This is a genomic window from Flavobacterium sp. (assembly GCF_027483985.1).
Classification (GTDB): domain Bacteria; phylum Bacteroidota; class Bacteroidia; order Flavobacteriales; family Flavobacteriaceae; genus Flavobacterium.
The window spans coordinates 1-21,777 of the sequence record NZ_JAIXTJ010000013.1 but is presented as its reverse complement, the minus strand read 5'-3'; the positions used below and the strand labels follow the sequence as shown (position 1 = coordinate 21,777).

The 21,777-nt window shown below is 31.9% G+C and carries 16 protein-coding genes; 10 read left to right on the top strand and 6 right to left on the bottom strand.

The features are described 5' to 3' along the window. Positions 1–126: 126 nt before the first annotated feature. Positions 127–774 (bottom strand): hypothetical protein, encoded by a 648-nt coding sequence (locus Q0050_RS02660; RefSeq protein WP_298392416.1) that lies wholly within the window; start codon positions 772–774, stop codon positions 127–129. A 7-nt stretch (positions 775–781) separates the two neighbouring features. Beyond that, a complete protein-coding gene (locus Q0050_RS02655; RefSeq protein WP_298392433.1) occupies positions 782–3,118 on the bottom strand; it encodes an ATP-dependent helicase in 2,337 nt (778 codons plus the stop codon). Between the two features lie 148 nt (positions 3,119–3,266). Here Q0050_RS02655 and Q0050_RS02650 point away from each other — a divergent pair, with 148 nt between their 5' ends. Next, positions 3,267–3,782, top strand: coding sequence for a hypothetical protein (locus Q0050_RS02650; protein ID WP_298392414.1), 516 nt, complete (start codon positions 3,267–3,269; stop codon positions 3,780–3,782). 6 nt (positions 3,783–3,788) lie between these two features. Then, the gene (locus tag Q0050_RS02645; RefSeq protein WP_298392412.1) at positions 3,789–4,313 is read left to right on the top strand and encodes a hypothetical protein; all 525 of its coding nucleotides are present in this window, start codon (positions 3,789–3,791) and stop codon (positions 4,311–4,313) included. 66 nt (positions 4,314–4,379) lie between these two features. Here Q0050_RS02645 and Q0050_RS02640 read toward each other — a convergent pair whose 3' ends face one another. Further along, entirely contained in the window at positions 4,380–5,498 is a 1,119-nt protein-coding gene (locus tag Q0050_RS02640; protein ID WP_298392409.1) for a hypothetical protein, read from the bottom strand. 203 nt (positions 5,499–5,701) lie between these two features. Then, a complete protein-coding gene (locus Q0050_RS02635; protein ID WP_298392407.1) occupies positions 5,702–7,789 on the bottom strand; it encodes a M1 family metallopeptidase in 2,088 nt (695 codons plus the stop codon). Between the two features lie 113 nt (positions 7,790–7,902). On the opposite strand from Q0050_RS02635, the gene recG reads away from it, so the two are divergent. The 6 genes from recG to pheT all read left to right on the top strand — a co-directional run bounded on the left by recG (position 7,903) and on the right by pheT (position 19,092). Continuing rightward, positions 7,903–10,011, top strand: a complete 2,109-nt coding sequence (gene recG / locus Q0050_RS02630) for an ATP-dependent DNA helicase RecG (RefSeq protein WP_298392405.1) — start codon at positions 7,903–7,905, stop codon at positions 10,009–10,011. A 67-nt stretch (positions 10,012–10,078) separates the two neighbouring features. After that, on the top strand, positions 10,079–10,939 hold the full coding sequence (locus Q0050_RS02625; protein ID WP_298392403.1) for a bestrophin family protein: 861 nt from the start codon (positions 10,079–10,081) through the stop codon (positions 10,937–10,939). Between the two features lie 132 nt (positions 10,940–11,071). Continuing rightward, the gene (locus Q0050_RS02620) at positions 11,072–12,133 is read left to right on the top strand and encodes an efflux RND transporter periplasmic adaptor subunit (protein WP_298392401.1); all 1,062 of its coding nucleotides are present in this window, start codon (positions 11,072–11,074) and stop codon (positions 12,131–12,133) included. A gap of 43 nt (positions 12,134–12,176) precedes the next feature. After that, positions 12,177–15,263, top strand: a complete 3,087-nt coding sequence (locus tag Q0050_RS02615; protein WP_298392399.1) for an efflux RND transporter permease subunit — start codon at positions 12,177–12,179, stop codon at positions 15,261–15,263. 12 nt (positions 15,264–15,275) lie between these two features. Then, entirely contained in the window at positions 15,276–16,580 is a 1,305-nt protein-coding gene (locus Q0050_RS02610; protein ID WP_298392397.1) for a TolC family protein, read from the top strand. A 91-nt stretch (positions 16,581–16,671) separates the two neighbouring features. After that, a complete protein-coding gene (gene pheT, locus Q0050_RS02605) occupies positions 16,672–19,092 on the top strand; it encodes a phenylalanine--tRNA ligase subunit beta (protein ID WP_298392395.1) in 2,421 nt (806 codons plus the stop codon). Positions 19,093–19,170: 78 nt separating this feature from the next. Here the strand turns inward: pheT and Q0050_RS02600 are convergent, their stop codons facing one another. After that, positions 19,171–19,737: a fasciclin domain-containing protein gene (locus Q0050_RS02600; RefSeq protein WP_298392393.1), complete on the bottom strand. Its 567-nt coding sequence runs from the start codon at positions 19,735–19,737 to the stop codon at positions 19,171–19,173. Between the two features lie 185 nt (positions 19,738–19,922). Here Q0050_RS02600 and Q0050_RS02595 point away from each other — a divergent pair, with 185 nt between their 5' ends. Both Q0050_RS02595 and Q0050_RS02590 read left to right on the top strand, forming a co-directional pair. Then, positions 19,923–20,639 carry a hypothetical protein gene (locus Q0050_RS02595; RefSeq protein WP_298392391.1) on the top strand — a complete coding sequence of 239 codons (717 nt, stop codon included), beginning with the start codon at positions 19,923–19,925 and terminating at the stop codon, positions 20,637–20,639. A 94-nt stretch (positions 20,640–20,733) separates the two neighbouring features. Further along, positions 20,734–21,270 carry a biopolymer transporter ExbD gene (locus Q0050_RS02590; protein ID WP_298392389.1) on the top strand — a complete coding sequence of 179 codons (537 nt, stop codon included), beginning with the start codon at positions 20,734–20,736 and terminating at the stop codon, positions 21,268–21,270. A 174-nt stretch (positions 21,271–21,444) separates the two neighbouring features. Here Q0050_RS02590 and Q0050_RS02585 read toward each other — a convergent pair. Then, positions 21,445–21,777 (bottom strand): S1 RNA-binding domain-containing protein (locus tag Q0050_RS02585; protein WP_298392387.1); only part of this gene is annotated, 333 nt, incomplete at its 5' end.

The following is a 21,777-nucleotide window of genomic DNA, read 5'->3' as shown; positions in this document are numbered from 1 at the left end:
AATAAAAAAAATTGAATTTATTTACAATATGATTTACGGTTTAAATCTATATCTTCGTAAAAGAGTTTTTTTATTTTGTAAAATATTATTTGTAAAAATATAAAGGAAGAGAAATTTCAAAAAATATTAAGGTGATTTAATCTCTAACAGTTCTTTGATATCCCAATTTTCTAAAATATAATAATTCCAAATTCCTTTTTTAACTTCAATACTAATTTGAAAATCATTAGGATTTTTATCTAAGTAAGGTTTGATGTCTTCATAACTAACTTTTATGTGCTCTTTTTCACCCTTAAAAATGAATCTAACTAAAGTGCTACCGCTTCGTCCACTTGAATGATGGAACTCGTGAACTTTTAAAGTATAAGTTTCAATTACATTTTTATTTGATTCAATTTTATTGATACCATCAAAAATTATGTTAGCAGGAATCCAAAAATACATCACCGCCAACATAAAATGCACAAGAAATAGTAATGGTAAATAAATAATTTTGTGAAAAATATTTTTTTCCTTTCTTATGTTAGTCAAAATATCCTTCCAGTCAATTGAAAGTATATTAAATTTTACTATCAGCAAAAAACCGACAATTACTGGTATCCAAAAAACAAACAAATCATATCTGTAATCACCACCAATATATTTAGATTCAATGAAAAAATAATGTATTAAACCAATGACAAGAACAGCTATTAGAAATTGGTATTGAATTTCCTCTCGTTTTTTTTGTTTAGTTTTAGTTGTTTTTGAAGGTTTGCTTTTAGTGACTTTCATTTTTGTGTTACCCAATTACGTCCAGCTTTGCAAAGCGCAACAACAACTTTTTAATTCCGCCAACATCAAATCGGATTTCAGCTTTTTTATCAGCACCTACTCCTTCTAGATTTATGACTTCACCTTTACCAAAACGTTCATGCATAACAACATTTCCAATAGTAAGTTTGCTATCAAACAAATTAGAACTCGACGAACTCGGTGCGTTATTTGAAACCGGTTTTAATTTTCTAATTGTCGATGATGAAACGGGTTCATCGCCATACTTCTTTGGAGGTGTTCCGGTTACCGGTTTTGATAAGCGCAATTTTGATTTGTCAACATCACCAAAAATATCAATATCCATCATTGGTTTATATCGATAACCGCCAGCATCACTCGGATTGATATATTCTAAATACTCATCTTTTATTTCTTCAATGAATCTTGAAGGTTCACTATCGGTTAATTTTCCCCAACGATAACGTGATTGCGCATAAGTTAAATAAGCTTGATGTTCAGCTCTAGTTAAGGCCACATAAAATAAACGGCGTTCTTCTTCGAGTTCACTTCTAGTATTCAAACTCATTGCACTTGGAAATAAGTCTTCTTCCATTCCAACTACAAAGACGTGCGGAAATTCTAAACCTTTTGCCAAATGTATGGTCATTAGTGCAACTCTATCATCATCGCCAGTATCGTTATCTAAATCGGTTGCTAACGCAACATCTTCCATAAACTCGGATAATGCACCTCTTGCTCCATCAATTTCTTTTTGTCCTTCAATGAAATCCTTGATTCCACCCATAAGAACTTCTATATTTTCTATACGTGCAATTCCTTCAGGCGTACCATCCTTTTTCAATTCTTGTACCAATCCTGTTTTTTTGGCAACGTGATCGGCTAAATAAAAAGCATCTTGATTTTCATTAATAACTTGAAAACTCTTTATCATCGTAACAAAATCTTGCAGTTTTGCCTTGGTACCAGAATTAAGTTTTAAGTCAATTTTATCAATGTGTTCCATTACTTCAAAAATGGAACGTTTGTAATGGTTGGCTGCAACAGTTAACTTTTCAACTGTGGTATCACCTATTCCTCTCGCTGGATAATTAATCACACGAATTAATGCTTCTTCATCTTTTGGATTAATTACTAATCGTAAATAGCACAAAACATCTTTAATTTCTTTTCGTTGATAAAACGACAATCCGCCATAAATTCTGTAAGGAATATCTCTTTTTCTAAGTGCATCTTCCATCGAACGTGATTGCGCATTGGTGCGATATAAAATGGCAAATTGACTATTGAGCATTTGATTGCGCATTTTTTGTTCAAATATTTCGCCTGCCACAAAACGTCCTTCTTCACCATCGGTTACGCTGCGGTGTACTTTTATTTTTGGTCCAAAATCATTGGCTGTCCAAACTACCTTATCTAATTTAGTTTTATTTTTATCAATAATAGAATTGGCTGCTTCAACAATGTTTTTAGTAGAACGATAATTTTGTTCTAATCTATAGGTTTGAACATTTTCATAATCTTTTTGAAAATTTAATATGTTATTGATGTTGGCACCACGAAAAGCATAAATACTTTGAGCATCATCACCTACAACACAAATATTCTGAAATCTATCAGATAAAGCTCTAACAATCAGATATTGCGAATGATTGGTATCTTGGTACTCATCAACCATAATGTATCGAAAACGGTCTTGATATTTCGCCAATACATCAGGAAAACGATTTAATAATTCGTTGGTTTTTAATAACAAATCGTCAAAATCCATTGCGCCAGCCTTAAAACATCTATCTACATAATTGGCATAAACTTCACCCAAACGAGGTTTTTTAGACATCGCATCTTGCTCTTGAAGTTCTGGATTATTTAGGTAAGCTTTTACAGTAATTAATGAATTTTTATAAGATGAAATTCTACTTAAAACTTGTTTAGGCTTGTAAACATCTTTATCTAATTGCATTTCTTTAATGATTGAAGAGATCAATCTTACAGAATCTTGCGTATCATATATCGTAAAATTGGAAGGAAACCCAAGTTTATCAGCTTCACTTCTTAGAATTCTTGCAAAAACAGAGTGGAATGTTCCCATCCAAAGGTTTTTAGCTTCGCCTGTTCCAACTATATCTGCAATACGTTTCTTCATTTCACGTGCTGCTTTATTGGTAAAAGTTAAAGCTAATATGTTAAAAGCATCAACACCTAAGCTCATTAAATAAGCAATTCGTATAGTAAGTACTCTTGTTTTTCCTGAGCCAGCGCCAGCAATAATGATCATTGGACCATCTTTTTGCAAGACGGGTTGTTGTTGTGCTTCGTTTAATTGGCTGATATATTTCTGCATCATATGAATTCGTACTTTCAATTTTAAGGTTTTACAAAAATAGCTTTAGTTACATTCAATAACAATATTTTAATGCTCGATTTATTAACTATTTTTTGTATTCAACTTAAAAAATGTTTTTCTTTGTAGTATACTAAATTTCTTATATATGAAAACAAATTATTTATTACTCGGAATAGTTTCATTGATTTTATTTGGATGTTCTTCGCCTTCTAAAAATTTAAAAACTTCCTACAGTGAAATAAATGAAGAAGGTATGATTGTTGGAACCATCTGCATTGAAAATAAGACCTATAGCGGCTACACTTTTGTTTATACTGATAATTTAACGGCTGTGGCTGATTATGCCAATCAGAGTGATGAAATTGTGTATAAAAATTCGTTCGGAGATTTTAGAGAAAAAGGTAAAACCTATTTTCTATTTTCAATTGTAAAGCCCAAAGGCGAATATAAATTTGCGAAAATTAAAATTTATGACAACAGTCGCGAAAGACAAACAACTTTTGATATTCCGTTAGATCATAAATTTACTGTTGAAAAAGGAAAAACTACTTATTACGGACAATTAACAATTAATACTCAAGAGAAAAAATATAATGTAGTAAACAATTTAGACCGCGATAGAGAATGGTTTAAGAAAAAAGCTCCACAAATACAATTATAAAAAATTATGAATACCGATAAAATTATTGAATTAGCATTTTATACATTACCCGCTTTAATTACTGGCGCAGTTGCTTATTATTCGTTTCAAACATTTTCTAAAAGTGAAGAACAACGCAGACGATTTAATTTGTTAAAAGAAAATCAAAAGCAAGCTTTGCCTTTAAAATTGCAAGCTTATGAAAGATTAGCTTTATTTTTAGAACGAACTAATCCATCAAAATTATTAATTAGAGTTGCACCAATAACCAATGATAAAGTGGATTATCAAAATTTATTGATTCAACATATTGAACAAGAATTTGAACACAATTTAACGCAACAAATTTATGTTACAAACGAATGTTGGACAATGATTGTGACTGCTAAAAACACTCTAATTCAAAACATTAGAAAGACCACAATGAATCCAGAAGTTGCAAATGCTGATAAGCTTAGAGAAACTATTTTAAGTAATTTATTTGAAAGTAGTGAATCGGCAACTAATTTGGCTTTGAGTTATTTAAAGACAGAGATTAGAGATTTTTTATAAAAGAACAAAAAAAGCCGTTTCAAATTTAGAAACGGCTTTTTAATTTATCATTGAAGTGTAATTTAATTAAGGTTTATTCAAAACTGGAATTACTACATAAACCGTTCTAACCATTAAGTTTGATGCAGGTAATTCTTGAGTATTTATTAGCAAACCATCTGCTGTATACGCTCTAAAAGTTAACGCTTCATTTCTTGGAACTCCGGCGCTCAAAGTACCATTTGGTCCTGTTGTACCCAAATCAATTAAAACATCACCTGTACTTCCTGATTGTCTTGAAATAGTTACTTTAACTCCATTTACAGGCGTTCCATCAGCGTTACTAACTACTACATTTAAAGTTGCAACTACATAGGCATAATCACAATTCCACCATGTAAAGTGTGAAACGTTTCCGATGTATCTATTTCCAATTTTTCTTGACATACCTTCTTCTTTCCATAATCCAGAAACTTCATCAAAATGCCATAACGGAATTGTTGAAGGTGCAGTATCTAACTGGTTAGAAGCAATTGGCATTGAAATATTAGCCGTGTGGCCAGTTGCTATTTGAAGTTTCTCATCATTATCTCCATAAAGTTCAACATTAACCATTCCGTAAGTTTCCATTCCTGAAATTGAACCATCTTCTCTAGTTCCAATTAAATTTCCTGGCATTTTAGTAAATACATTTTCATCTCTTGAATCTAAATAATGCATCGATACTTTAACGTTTCCTGTATAAGCTTGACCATTTTCTAACATAAAAGCACCATCAAAAGTAACTCGTGTTGAACTTGGTAAACTAACCACAGTGGTTTGTCCAGATGGAATAGTTGCCACAACATTTCTTTCCAACATCATAATGGTCATCTTGTTAATACCTTCGTGTGGCATAACCACTCTTGATCCATTGATATAACCATTTTTTGTTGCCGTTACATAAGCAAAACGTTCTTTTACAGAAACATTATTGAATTCAAAAGTTCCGTCAGAAGACGTTGTAATGGTTTGTCCGCTCATTTCAATGGCAACTCCTGATAATGGTTGATTGTTAACATCTACAATTTTACCAGCAAAGTTGGCTGTAGTAGTATTCCCGAAGTTAAATGTAGTATCTTCGGCAGTATCATCACTACTATTACAATTGGTAAATACTAGAGTCAAAAGAGCTACTCCAAGGATTAATAGTTTGTTTGTCTTCATCTTGTTCTATTTTAGTTATTTGATTAGAGTTTTTTGTTCTGTTAACAAATGAAACGATAACAAACTTCAATCAAAAAAATAATCGTTATCAATCATTGATAATCGATGAATGACACTTTTTAGTACCAATTTATTTTGTAAAACATTAATTTAGAGACAAATTGAAATCCTATTTTTCTCAAAATTATCTAATTATTAATAAATTAAACTTTTATAAGCTTTGATAATTGATATTGTTCTTCAACCGATAATTGTGGTGCTATTTCTTGCAAAACCTTTAAAATTTTATCATTTTTAGTCAATTCTCTGATTTTGTCTCTAGCAAATTTTGTGAATTGCCATTTATGATGGGTTGTAGCTTGAACTAAATTTTTTAATACTTCGATATTTTCAGGAAACATGGCTAAAAAGTTTTCTAAAGCATTTTGCCTTATCGAACTTTCATAGCTAGGTTTGGTATAATCTATTAATTCATTAACCGCTTTTAAAGCATTTGTAGCATATTCTTGATTTTCTGGATGCGTCATTGAATAAGAAATGGCATAGGTCAAATATAATATTCGCAATTCTTTATCGTTTCTTCCTTCCCAATTTTGTGCAATTTGTAGATAGTTTGCTCGATCTTTCGGAAAATTATCCCATAAAGTTATAAATGCTGCTTGTTTGGTTTCATAAGACTTGTCTTCAAGCAAACTTTCAAAACTTTCTTTAAAAGATTCCGGGACTTTTGAAAGTGATTCTGCGACGAATCGTCTTACAACAATATCATTAGATTTCATCGCTAAATCATACAACTCAGCAGTTTTTTCAAAAGACTCATTAGTAATTTGATAAAGTACTTCAATTTTTAATGCCGAATAACTATCGGAAGCTAAAATTACTTTTAATAATTTATATTTATCCTCTAATTTGTTTTTTCGTTCATATTGCAATTTTAATAAATCACGCATAAAACCATTTTTGGTTAGCAAAAAATTAATTTCATTCGCAGGATATTTATAATCTTCTAACCACACTTTTTTGAAATTAGCAGCATCAAAATCAGCTACTTTTGTAATTTCTGCCAAAAAATCATCGGTTTCAACATTCTTAAATTGGTATTTTTTTAAATATTTTTTTACCGCTTTATCAAATTTTTTAGCTCCAATACTTTCTCTAATAAAATGCAATGCCCAAGCACCTTTTTGATAAAAACTCAAGGAACTCGCTTTCTCATTCATCACCGGAATTGTATCTGTTTTAGCAGCAACTTTAATGCGATTAGCATAACTAAAGAGTTGGTTGTAAAAATAATCTTCACCAAATATTTTACGTTCGGCAAGCAAAGCATAATAAGTTGCAAATCCTTCTTGTAGCCAATGATGTTTTCCTGATTTAGCAGTAACTAAGTCGCCAAACCATTGATGCGCCAACTCGTGAGCATTAACATTAATATAATTTCGATCGTTAAAGGCGGATTCATCTACTACATAATCTTGTGAAAAAATCGTGGCAGAAGTATTTTCCATTCCGGCATAAAGAAAATCCTCTACAGGAACTTGACGGTAAACTTGCCAAGGGTACTTCACTCCTATTTGTTTTTCAAGAAAATCAAATATGGTTTTGGAATCTTTATAAGTGTATTGATATTTAGATTCATCTTCGGGTTTATAGTAGTTCTCCAAAGGAATGCCAGAATTAGAAAAATCTGTTTGATATTGAAATTTTCCGATGGCAAGCATTACTAAATAGGATGACATTGGTTTTTTCATTTCAAAATAAATCGTATTAAATCTTCGATAATTTGCTCCTGAACCACCTACCCACAAACCATTAGAAATTGCAACAAAATTATTATCATATCGAACAGAAATATTAAAAATAACCTTTTCATTCACATCATCAAAACTCGGTAACCAATGACTTGTATATTTTCCTTGTCCTTGTGTCCAAATTTGTTGACCGTCACCAATTCCAGTAAAATAAACCGTTTGCTTTGGTGTAGCTTTATATTCAAATGAAACTTTGTTTTTTCCATTCTTAAATCCTTCAAACAGAATTAGTTCTTTCTTGTTGTTTTTAAAGTTTACTGATTTTCCGTTTATTAAAACTTCTTTAAAATCGATATTTTTTGCGTCAATTCTAATGGAGTCAATTTCTGAAATCACTTTAAATTCGTAGGTAACTATTCCTTCAATAGATTTTAAATTAAAATTCGGATTAATTTTTGCGTCACATTTTATAAAATCAACTTTTGTAATTTGTTGACCAAAAGATAAAAAGGAAAAGAATAAAAGCAATAAGTATTTCATAAATCTAAAATTGAATTACAAATATACAGAGTTTTCAAATCATAGATTTTCAAATTATCTAATAAAAATCTATCTTCGCATAAATCTAAAAATCTAAGTTGATTAAATTTTAAATGTCTAATAATCTTCTTCAAACACCTATCGAATATTTAAAAGGTATCGGACCTTCTCGTGGCGAATTGTTGCGAAAAGAGCTCAACATACATCGCTATGGTGATTTGATGAACTTGTTCCCAAACCGATATATTGATAGAACAAGGTATTACAAAATCAATCAATTACAAGGAACAACCTCTGAAGTTCAAATTATTGGTAAAATTATTCATATAAAAACGGTAGAATTTGGTAAAAATCAAAAGCGTTTAGTAGCTTCATTTGCAGATGAAACCGGTCAAATGGAACTCACGTGGTTTCAAGGTGTAAAATGGATTAGAGAAAGTTTAAAATTGAATGAAGTTTACGTCATTTTCGGAAAAATAGCCGATTTCAAAGGTCAATTTTCAATGGCGCATCCTGAAATGGAATTATTGGCAGAACACAAAGCGAGTTTGCGAAGTGCGATGCAACCTGTTTATCCTAGTACAGAAAAATTAACGCAACGTGGCATAACCAATAGAGTTATAAACAAAGCGATGCAGCAATTATTTCTTGAAACAAAAGCTACTTTTATTGAAACCTTACCAGATACCATAATAAATCATTTGAAATTAATTCCGAAGAATGATGCTATGTTTAATATTCACTTTCCGAAGAGTCAAGAATTATTAGCAAAAGCGCAATTCCGATTAAAATTTGAAGAATTATTTTTTATTCAATTGCAGTTAATTACCAAAAACTTAGTTAGAAAACACAAAATAAAAGGGCATCCGTTTGATAAAGTTGGCACAAGTTTTAACGATTTTTATACCAATCATTTGCCATTTAATTTAACAAATGCTCAAAAACGTGTCATCAAAGAAATAAGAAACGATATGGGAAGCAACGCCCAAATGAATCGATTGCTTCAAGGTGATGTGGGTTCAGGGAAAACTATTGTGGCATTAATGTGTATGCTTATCGCTAAAGATAGCGGTTTTCAAAGTTGCTTAATGGCACCGACAGAAATCTTGGCAAATCAACATTTTATAGGTTTATCTGAGTTGGCTAAAGACTTGAATATTAATATTAAAATACTAACAGGTTCAAGTAAAACTTCAGAAAGAAAAATAATTCACGAACAACTTGAAAACGGCACTTTAGACATAATTATCGGAACTCACGCTTTGCTCGAAGATAAAGTTAAATTTAAAAATTTAGGATTAGCAGTAATTGATGAGCAGCATCGATTTGGAGTTGAACAACGCAGCAAATTGTGGAAAAAAAATGAAATTCCACCACACGTTTTAGTAATGACCGCTACACCTATTCCGCGAACTTTGGCCATGAGTTTGTATGGCGATTTAGATATTTCGGTAATCGACGAATTGCCTCCAGGAAGAAAACCAATTCAAACAGTGCATCGTTTTGATTCCAATCGCTTAAAAGTATGGAAATTTTTAAAAGATGAAATTGCAAAAGGCAGACAAATTTATATTGTATATCCGTTAATAAACGAAAGTTCTACACAAGATTATAAAGACTTAATGGATGGATATGAAAGTATTTCTAGAGATTTTCCGCTTCCACAATATTCTATTTCAATTGTTCACGGACAAATGAAAGCAGCCGAAAAAGAAGCCGAAATGCAACGCTTTGTAGCAGGAAAAACAAACCTAATGGTAGCAACGACCGTAATTGAGGTTGGCGTGAATGTGCCGAATGCTAGTGTAATGGTTATTGAAAGCGCTGAACGATTTGGTTTATCACAATTACATCAATTGCGCGGTCGCGTTGGTCGTGGTGCTGATCAAAGTTATTGCATTTTAATGACAGGTTTTAAACTAAGCAATGACAGTAAAACACGATTAGAAACAATGTGTGCCACCAACGATGGTTTTGAAATTGCTGAGGTTGATTTGAAACTTCGTGGTCCAGGCGATATTTTAGGCACGCAACAAAGTGGAATCTTAAATTTACAAATTGCAGATTTAGTAAAAGATAGAGATATATTAATGGTAGCAAGAGAACACGCTATAAAATTATTAAAAGAAGATGCAACAATGGAACGACCTGAGCATCAAAACTTGAGAAATGTTTTTATCGAAATGAGTGCCAAGAAAAATATTTGGAACTACATTAGCTAAAATTTATTCACTGGTTTCAAGTTTAGAATTAGTCAAGAACAAAAAACAACAAATTATTTAATAAAATATGGTTTCCTATAACACTAAAGATTGGTTTACATTCATATTCAAAATTCATAGAGCGGATACTTTCAAAACGTTATTTCCAATTATGATGGCCATCGGTTTTTATGCTGGTATTGTAGGTTATCTAGAAGTTGAAGTATGGCAATTATCCGAACAAAATTATATCAAAAACATAACTATAATGCATGGTATGTTGGGATTTGTAATTTCGTTATTGCTAGCTTATCGCATTAACTCTGCTTATGATCGTTGGTGGGAAGGAAGAAAACTTTGGGGTGCATTAGTAAACAATAGCCGCAATTTAGCGTTAAAACTAGCTGTTATTTTGAATGAAGAAAACGATAGAAAGTTTTTCAAAAAAATGATTCCAAGTTATTCATCTGTTTTAAACAAACATCTTAAAGATGAGGAAATCAGCCAAGAATTATTTGATAGTTTAGAGCTTAAACCGCATCATAATCATAAACCCAATCAAGTAGCGAAAATGCTTTTTCAAAAAGTAAATGATTTGTACAATGCAAAAAAAATTACTGGTGATCAACTAATAATCTTAAATCTAGAATTACAATCGTTTACTGATATTTGTGGTGCTTGTGAGCGAATTAAAAACACGCCAATTCCCTATTCTTACAGTGCTTTTATAAAGAAATTTATATTTTTCTATGTAATGACTTTGCCCTTTGGATATGCTTTTAGTTTAGGATATTATGTTGCTCCAGTTGTGGTGTTTATCTTTTATGTTTTAGCAAGTTTAGAATTAATTTCAGAAGAAATTGAAGATCCATTTGGAATTGATGAAAATGATTTACCGACCAAGAAAATTTCGGAAAACATTAAAAAGCACGTCGAAGAATTGTTATAATTTCGTTAATATTATCTGATTTTACTGCTTAAAAGTTAAATAAAAGTCAATTCTTCCGCATATTCTTTTGATAAGAAGTAATTTTGTTATTCAATATTTGTATAGACAAATAAAATTTTACTCCTATCATTTATGAAAGTTAAAAACATTGTAATCGCATTACTAGTGCTATTAATTGGCGGATTAATTACTTATAGAATTTTTAAAAACAGCGAAGAAACTGACAAAGGAAAAGGCAAAGGCGATAAAAAGCCAGCAGTAACCGTAAGTGCTATTGTAGCGGAAAGTAAAGATTTTTCGAACGCATTGTCGCTTTCAGGTTCAATAGAAGCAAATGAGCAAATCGAAATCAGAAGCGAGGTTTCTGGAATTGTCGAAAGTATTTCTTTTAAAGAAGGCGCTTCCGTTAGCAAAGGACAACTTTTATTTAAAGTTAATGATATAGAACTTAGAGCACAGCTATCACAAGCTATTACAAGACAAAATTTAGCATCAGAAAATGAAAGACGAGCTAAATTACTTTTACAAAAAGAAGCCATCAGTCAAGAAGAATATGATATTGCTAGTGCAGATTTTAGAACTGCTCAATCACAATCTCAGTTGATTCGTGCGCAAATTGCCAAAACTTCGGTTCGTGCGCCATTCTCAGGAAAAATCGGATTGCGTTCTATTTCGCCGGGAACTTATATTACTCCTGCTACTTTGGTTGCCAAATTAGTAAGTACAAATCCATTAAAAATCTCCTTCTCTATTCCAGAAAAATACGCAGCTGAAATTAAATTAAACTCCAATATAAATTTTACAGTTAACAGTTTACCTGAAAAATATTCGGCAACAATTTATGCCATCGAACCCGAAATTGAAACCACTACAAGAACATTAAAAATTAGGGCCATTGCTCAAAACTCAAGCGGAAAATTACTTCCAGGTACGTTTGCAAACGTAGAATTACCATTAAATTCAATTAAAGATGCAATAATTATCCCAACAGAAGCTATAATTCCTGTTCAAGAAGGTAAAAAGGTTTTCATTGCAAACAATGGAAAAGCCAAAGAAGTTATGGTTGAAACACTAACTAGAACTGACAAAGATATTGTGATACTATCTGGCCTAAAAGTTGGAGATACGGTTTTAACATCGGGTGTTATGTCCTTAAAAGAAGAAGATTTAATTAAACCTAAAGTGAAAAAATAAATAACAGTTCCATCTTTAATTATTTCTTCATAACCTACACATTATGAGTTTATCAACATTAAGTATAAAAAGACCTGTATTTACAATTGTAGTAAATCTAACCATCATTCTCTTCGGATTAATTGGCTACAATTATCTGGGTGTTCGAGAATTCCCATCAATCGATCCTGCTCAAATTTCGGTTCGAACAAATTACACAGGTGCAAATTCTGATATCATTGAATCGCAGATAACCGAACCTTTAGAAAAAGCAATAAATTCAATTGATGGTATTAAAAACATTACCTCTTCAAGCAATCAAGGATCAAGTAACATCAATATAGAATTCAAACTTGAAAAAAATCTTGAAGCTGCTGCAAATGATGTACGAGACAAAGTATCGCAAGCGGCTAGAAGTTTACCACAAGACATTGACGCGCCTCCTGTTGTTTCGAAAGCTGATGCCGATTCTGATCCAATTGTAACAATGACTGTTCAGAGCGAAACTAAAAACGATTTAGAACTTAGTGACTATGCCGAAAATGTAATTGCTGAACGTTTACAAACTATTCCTGGTGTGAGTAGTGTGCAGATTTGGGGTCAAAAGCGCTACTCGATGCGTATTTGGATTGATCCGGTGAAACTAACTTCTTACGGAGTTACAGTTGCCGATGTGCGAAATGCTTTGAATAGTCAAAATGTTGAATTACCGTCAGGAAAATTAACTGGTGTAAATACTGAATTAACGGTTAAAACATTAGGAAATCTTTCAACTCCTAAAGAATTTAATGACATCATTATCATTTCTGATGATTCTAAAGTTGTCCGTTTAGGCGATATCGGAAAAGCCGAATTAGGTCCTGAAAACCTAGAAACAAAATTTACTGGCTCAGGAAAACCAATGGTTGGCTTGGCTGTGATTCCACAACCTGGAACAAATTATTTGGATATTGCTAATGAATTTTATAAAAAATACGACGTCTTAAAAAAAGAATTACCATCTGATATTGAATTAAATATTGCATTAGACAATACTATTTTCATTAAAAAATCAGTGGTTGAAGTTGCCGAAACGCTTTTGATTTCAATCATATTAGTTGTATTAATCATTTTCTTATTCTTTAGAGATTGGTCAATTGCCTTCAGACCATTAATTGATATTCCGGTTTCCTTAATTGCTACGTTTTTTATAATGTATTTATGCGGATTTTCAGTAAATGTTTTAACCCTTTTAGCGATAGTTTTAGCAACCGGATTAGTTGTTGACGACGGAATTGTGGTAACTGAAAATATATTCAAAAAGGTTGAAGAAGGAATGTCTCCTATCGAAGCCGCAATTAAAGGTTCTAACGAGATTTTCTTTGCCGTAATTTCCATTTCAATCACTTTAGCAGCTGTATTTCTTCCAATTATTTTTCTTGAAGGATTTGTTGGCCGATTGTTTCGTGAATTTGGTGTAGTAATTGGTGCTGCGGTATTAATTTCAGCTTTTGTATCATTAACGCTAACCCCAATGTTGAATGCTTATTTAATGAAAGGTGGCGAACAAAAGAAAACTCGATTTTATGAATTTACCGAACCTTATTTTGTAAATCTAAACAAAGGATATGCTGCTGCATTAACTAGTTTTATGAATAGAAAATGGTTAAGTTTTCCAATACTTGCCGCTTGTATTGGATTAATCGCACTATTTTTTGCTATAATTCCGAAAGAAACTGCACCTTATGACGATAGAAGTTTGGTTGTTGTAAGCGTAACTGCGCCCGAAGGTGCAACTTATGAATATACCGACAGATTTATGCAAGAATTGTCCCAATTGATAAATGATTCTATTCCTGAGAAAAAGATTGCTTTGGTAATTACTGCGCCAGGATTTTTATCTTCATCTGTAAATACCGGAAGAATTCGATTAGCCTTAAAAGATCCGGAAGAAAGAGAAGCTTCTCAAAAAGAAATTGCTGAACGCTTTACAAAATTAACTAAAAAATATTCGGAAGCCAAGACCAACGTTTCAGAGCAGCCAACAATTTCAGTAAACAGACGTGCTGGTTTACCAATACAATATATTATCCAAGCTCCGAATTTTGAAAAACTACGAGAAAAAATTCCGCAGTTTATGGATTTGGCAAATCAAGATGAAACTTTTTCAACTGTAGATGTGAATTTAAAGTTTAATAAACCAGAGATTAATGTAACAATCGACCGAGAAAAAGCCGAAAGTTTAGGGATTTCAGTTTTAGATGTTGCGCAAACATTACAGCTTTCGCTAAGTGGTCAACGTTTTGGTTACTTTATGAAAGATGGAAAACAATATCAAGTAATTGGACAATTTGAAGAGAAAGACCGAAACAAACCCTTAGATTTAACCTCAATGTTTGTTAAAAGTAAAAATGGTAATTTGATTCAAATGGATAACGTTGTTAAAGTGGAAGAACAAAGTAATCCGCCGCAATTATTTCATAATAATCGCTTTATGTCGGCAACGATTTCTGCTGGATTAGCACCTGGGAAAAGTATGGGTGACGGAATCGATGCGATGAATACTATTAAAGAAAAAGTTTTAGACGATTCTTTCACAACTGATTTAGGTGGTGAATCTAGAGATTTTGTTGAAAGTAGTTCTAATACTTTATTCGCATTCGGATTAGCATTATTACTGATTTACTTAATTCTTGCTGCACAATTTGAAAGCTTTATTGATCCGTTCATCATCATTTTAACCGTTCCAATGGCGGTTGCTGGAGCATTATTTTCGCTTTGGTTATTCGGACAAACTTGGAATATCTTTAGCCAAATTGGAACCGTAATGTTGATTGGACTTGTAACCAAAAACGGAATTTTAATTGTAGAATTTGCTAATCAATTAAGAGAACAAGGAAAAACTAAATTTGATGCCATTATAGAAGCATCTGAAGCGCGTTTACGACCAATATTAATGACCAGTTTGGCCATAGCTTTGGGCGCATTACCAATTGCAATGTCACTTGGTGCAGCATCAACTAGCCGAATTGGAATGGGAGTTGTCATTGTTGGTGGAACTTTATTTTCTTTAGTATTAACACTTTTTGTAATTCCAGCAATCTATTTAATGTGGTCAAGAGCTAGAAAACACCGACCAGAATTTGACAATTTAGACGCACTCGAAAAATAAAACAATATTGCAATGAAATTAAAATTTATATATACTTCACTCCTATTGCTACTAATTTCTCAATTTCAAGCGCAAGAGATTTTGAAACTAGAAGATGCAGTAAAAATTGCTTTAGAAAACAATTATGATATTAAAATTGCTAAAAACAATTTAAAAATCGATGAAACTAATTCTACTGCAGGAAACGCTGGAATGTTACCTACAATTAGTGCCAATGTGGTAAACAATAATAGTATTTTAAATACGACTCAAACCCAGGCAAGCGGTGAAGAACGGACTCTCGACAATGCGAGAAATTTAAATTTGACTTATGGAGTTGGATTAGATTGGACGATATTTGACGGTATGAGAATGTTCGCTCGAAGAGAACAATTAAAAGTATTACAAAAACAAGGTGAAGCCGAATTAAAACTAGCAATTTTAACCAAAGTCAGCGATGTCTATGCTACTTATTTCGATTTGGTACAACAGCAACAACAAATTAAAGCTTTAGACACGGCGATTGTAATTTCAAACCAACGATTGACCACTGCTCAAAATCGTTTTTCTATCGGAAAAGCAGCTAAATTAGAAGTTTTGAATGCGCAAGTTGATTTGAATACCGATGTAAGTTCGCGTTTGAAACAACTTGAATTATATCAAAATGCTAAAATTAGACTAAACGAGATTTTAGCTCGAAATACAAAAACAGAATTTAAGGTGGAAGAAACCATCACAATTGACGCTACATTAAAATATGATGATTTAAAATCATTGTCTGAAAAGCAAAATCCGCAGTTACAAGCACAATTACTAGAGAAAAATAATGCTGAACTTCAACTAAAACAAGTAAAAGCAGGTCGATATCCAACGGTTAGAATCAATTCTGGATATAATTTCACTCGTTCTGAGGCTTCGTTAGGGTTTGTCACTCAATCGTCTGGACGTGGATTTGTTTATGGAATAAATGCTTCTGTTCCAATATTTGATGGATTTAATCAAAATAGAAACGAAAAAGTAGCTAAACTTCAAATTGAGAATGTCGAAAATACCATAAATTTACAAAAAGTAGCTTTAGAATCACAATTATCAATGGCATTTCAAAGTTATTTAACAAATCTTGAACTAGCCAAACTAGAAGAGAAAAATAGTGAAATTGCAAAACAAAATTTAGACATCACGCTAGCAAAATTCAAAATCGGAACCATTACACCTATTGAATACCGTACAGCACAATTAAATTATGTAACCGCTTTAGTTCGCTTTAGTAACGCACAATTTCAGACCAAACTTTTTGAAATTTCATTAAAAGAACTTAGTGGCACACTAGGTTTTTAAAACAAACCATCTTACTCAAACTACTTAAATATATTTTCAATAATAAGCTACATTGTGTATCTTTGCCACCTTATTTAAATAAACGATAATAATGAAGATTTCATACAACTGGATAAAACAATTCTTAAAAATCGATTCTAGCTCTGAGGAAGTATCTGATATTCTTACAGATTTAGGTCTTGAAGTTGAAATAGTCGAAAAATATCAGTCCGTTAAAGGTGGATTAGTTGGTGTTGTAGTTGGTCACGTTCTAACTTGTGAAAAACATCCTGATGCCGACAGACTTAATATTACAACTGTTGATTTAGGTGATGGTACTCCAGTTCAAATTGTTTGCGGCGCAACTAATGTCGCAGCTGGTTTGAAAGTACCTGTTGCAACAATTGGTACAAAGCTTTTTGACAAAGACGGAAATGAATTTGAAATAAAAAAAGGTAAAATTCGCGGTCAAGAAAGCCACGGAATGATTTGTGCCGAAGATGAATTAGGGTTAGGTACAAGTCACGAAGGAATTATGATTCTTGATGCCAATTTAAAACCTGGAACACTAGCTTCAACAGTATTTAATATTGAAAATGATGAAGTTTTTGAAATCGGATTAACGCCAAATCGTGCCGATGCAATGTCGCATATGGGCGTTGCTCGTGACTTGCGTGCTGCTTTAATTCAAAAAAATGCTTCATTAGAACTTATCACGCCATCGGTTTCTAAATTTAAAGTTGATAAACGTACATTAAAAATTGATATTGATGTAAAAGATAGTACACTAGCACCAAGATACTGCGGTGTTACTATTTCTGGCGTTACAATTAAACCATCGCCAAGTTGGTTACAAAACCGATTGAAATCTATCGGATTGACTCCAAAAAATAATGTAATTGACGTTACTAATTATGTTTTACACGAACTAGGTCAACCTTTACACGCATTTGATGCTTCAAAAATCAACGGAAAAGTTACCGTTAAAACTGTTGCAGCCGGAACAAAATTTATAACATTAGATGATGTTGAACGTACGTTGCACGAAGAAGATTTGTTGATTTGTGACGATAAAGGTCCAATGTGTTTAGCTGGTGTGTTTGGCGGAAAAAACTCTGGAGTTTCAGAAAATACCACTTCAATATTTTTAGAAAGTGCTTACTTCAATCCTGTTACCATTCGAAAAACTGCAAAACGTCACTCATTGAGTACTGATGCTTCTTTTAGATTTGAAAGAGGAATTGATCCTACGATTACTGAATATGCCTTAAAACGTGCTGCTTTGTTAATTCAAGAAGTTGCTGGTGGCGAAATTACATCAGACGTTATTGATGTATATCCGAAGAAAATTGAGGATTTTACTGTTTTCTTGAATTATGAGAAAGCATTCAAATTAATTGGGCAAGAATTACCTAAAGAAACTATCAAGAAAATTGTAGCTTCATTAGATATCAAAGTTAATAGTTCTTCTGATGCAGGTTTGGGATTAATTATTCCGGCGTATCGTGTAGATGTGCAACGTGAAGTTGACGTTATTGAAGAAATTCTTCGTGTTTACGGATACAATAACATTAATTTTACTAAAAAGTTTCACGCAACGGTTGCAAAATCTCCAAGAACTGAAGATTATAAAGTGCAAAACATTATTGCGTCGCAATTAAACTCGTTTGGTTTCCACGAAATGATGGCCAATTCGCTAACAACTCCTGATTATATTCAATTATCATCTTTATTAAAAGAAGAGTATAATGTTACTATGCTAAATCCATTAAGTAGTGAGTTATCGGTAATGCGTCAATCGATGTTATTTTCTGGACTTGAAGCAATCTCTTACAATATCAATAGAAAAAATAGCGATTTAAAACTTTTCGAATTTGGTAAAAGTTACCGCAAATTATTATCAGGTTACAACGAGAAGAAACATTTAACCTTGTTCTTAACTGGAAATAGAGTTGCTGAAAATTGGACAAACCCTCAAAAACCTACCGACTTTTTCTTGTTCAAAGGTTATGTAAACTCCATTTTATCTCGCTTAGGATTTGACAAAGTTCAAAACATACCTGTAGAAAATGATATTTTTTCAGAAGGAATTGGTTTTGCTTTAGGAAATGATACTTTGGTTGAATTAGGTACTATTAAAAAATCAATTGCAAAACATTTTGATATCAAACAAGAAGTATTTTATGCCGAATTCAATTGGGATTTAGTAATAAAATTACTTTCAAATAAAATTAAATTTACGGCAATTCCTAAATATCCTGAAGTTCGCAGAGATTTTGCTTTATTAGTGGATTCTGCAGTTACTTTTGAATCTATTTATAAAGTAGCAAGGCAAACAGAAAAATCGTTGTTAAAGAACATTAATTTGTTTGATGTTTATGAAGGTAAAAATCTTCCGGAAGGAAAAAAATCTTATGCCGTTAGTTTCACAATTCAAGATACTACTAAAACCTTAACCGATGTTCAAATCGATAAGGTTATGAATAAATTACAATCTAACTTTGAAACCGAATTAGGAGCGCAACTTAGATAATTATAAAGGTTTAAAATCAAGAAACCCATCTCCTTTACAGAGATGGGTTTCTTTTTTTAACTAAACAAAAATAACAACTTATGCTTTTGGTGTAACAACGCTGTCAACAACGTGAATAACACCATTTGATTGATTTACATCTGCGATAGTTACTTTAGAACTGTTTCCGTTTTCGTCAGTTAAGTAAATATCTTTATCTTTCATCCAAGCAGTTAAAGTTCCACCAGAAACTGTTTTTAACGTAGCTTTTCCGTTTCCTTTTTTAATTAAACTTACTAAATCGGCAGCGTTAACTTTACCTGCAACTACGTGATAAGTCAAAATAGTTTGCAATGTTTTTAAGTTTTCTGGTTTTAATAAAGTTTCAACTGTTCCTTTTGGCAATTTGTCGAACGCAGCGTTTGTTGGGGCAAAAACGGTGAATGGTCCTTTAGATTGAAGTGTTTCTACTAATCCAGCAGCTTTTACTGCAGCAACCAAAGTAGTATGGTCTTTAGAATTTACAGCATTTTCTACAATGTTTTTAGAAGGATACATTGGTGCTCCACCAACAGTAACCGTTTTTTCTTTTTGTGCAAAAGTTAAAGTTGTAGCAAAAAGAGACAAAGACAATACTACTGCTGAAAAGATGTTTTTAGTTTTCATGATAATTTATTTTTTTAAAGTTTATACAATGATTTACGCTAACATTTCGACTTTGGTTTTTTCAATTCAATAATTAACATTAGTTTAATAAAAAATAATTCGATAAATAATTTGATAAATAACACCTATTCACTAATTTAGAGTGTATAAATTTTGAATTTTTAATTTAAAATAAAAATAAAATTATGTTATTAAACACTAAGCCATTAGTTGATGAGTTGCTAATTAATAGAAATAAAACGATATCAGAAGAGCAACTTTTAAGTGAAGTGTATTCGATTTTAAAGCAAAATCAAACCGAAAGAAATCAAATACTCTCGACCATACGAAGCAAAAGTTCAACAAATTCTAATGAATTTAACTTTGATTTGCTTGAAACAGACAAGATTTTTAATGAAAATCAAATAAAAAAAATCTGTATTGATTATCGTTTACGATTTTTAGACACTGCTTTGTTTAAAAATGAAATTCCTGCAGAAGCCATTTCAAAGATTAATGCTTTAGAAAAAGAACATCAAACCAAACTTGAAGGGTATAAAATTGTTGCTCCAAGTAAAGCGTTTGAACTAAAAAACTATGATGATCCATTACTATTTGCTCCTATCGGAAATGGTTATTACTATTTAATACACCAATGGGGAAACGATTTAAGCTGGTACAGAAAATGGATGGTTTTGCCTGTTAAAAACATTGTTTTATTTCTAACTTTTTGCTTTTTCATAAGTTTAATTGCCACTTACCTCACTCCTACTAATAAATTAAGTGAATCAGTAGCAATGGCGCCACTAATAGTTTTTTTATTTATGTTTAAATCTATGGTCGGTACTATTGGCTATTATTTCTTTATGATGGGAAAAAACTTCAGCGATGTAATTTGGGATCGTCCTTTTAAGGAAAATTAAAATTTCAATTCAGTCGATGTAATAAACTAAGAATGTTGTCGTTATAAAAGTATCTTGCTTTTAGTAAATAATGCTAACTTCTAAATAGTATATTATGATAGACGAAAAAGATTTCAATAACTTAAACAAACCAAGAAGTAAAAAGTTACATCCAAAAATAGATTTGACTGCGATGATTAGCATTTCATTTTTGCTAATCATCTTTTTTATGGTAACCATTGAATTAGCCAAACCTAAATCAATGAGTTTGGGTTTACCAGATACAGGTTGTGGAGGTTGTGGACCTATTGGCTGTAGATTAAGACAAGAAAGAGTTATTACAATTTTACTTGACGACAACAATAAAATAATAACCTATCAAGGCTTACTAGAATATCCTGACGACAAACCAAAAACTATCAGTTATGGCAAAGAAGGAATTAGAAAAGAATTATTAACGAAAAATAAAATAATAACAGAACAACTTGGTGACCGAAATCGAGGTGCAATTGTGATTATCAAACCTAGTAAAAATTCTAATTTCGGTAATTTAGTTTCTATTTTAGATGAAATGGCGATTACAAATATTCAAACTTATGCAATTATAAATGATATTTCTGCTGAAGAAAATAATTTATTAGCAATGAATTAAACCAAATTTCCTATAAAAACGGAAAGCCCTAGCCCTGATGGAAGCGGCATCCTTTTTTTTTTTTCTTTAAAAATAAAAAGATATAGCGTACAGCAGGAAATAGCTTCAAATAAAACCAAAAAAAAAGCTCTCAAGAAATTGAGAGCTTTTTAAGTATTTTAGATAATCAGAGAATTATTTTCCTCCTTTTTCCATTTTAGCTTTTAATTCAGCTAAGATATCATTGTTATCTCCTAAAGTAGAAGTTTGATTGTTGCTGTTTGAACTTGCAACTGATTCAGAAGCCGCTTTAACCGCTTTTTCTTCTTCTTCTCTAAAGATAGCTGTGTGAGAAGCAACAACTCTTTTGAATTCTTTGTTGAACTCAATTACTTTGAATTCAGCTTCTTCACCTTTTTTCAATTTTTTACCATCTTCTTTTTCTAAGTGACGTGTTGGAATAAATGCAACAACATCATCTCCGAAATCTACAGTAGCTCCTTTGTCAACGATTTCAGCAATTGTACC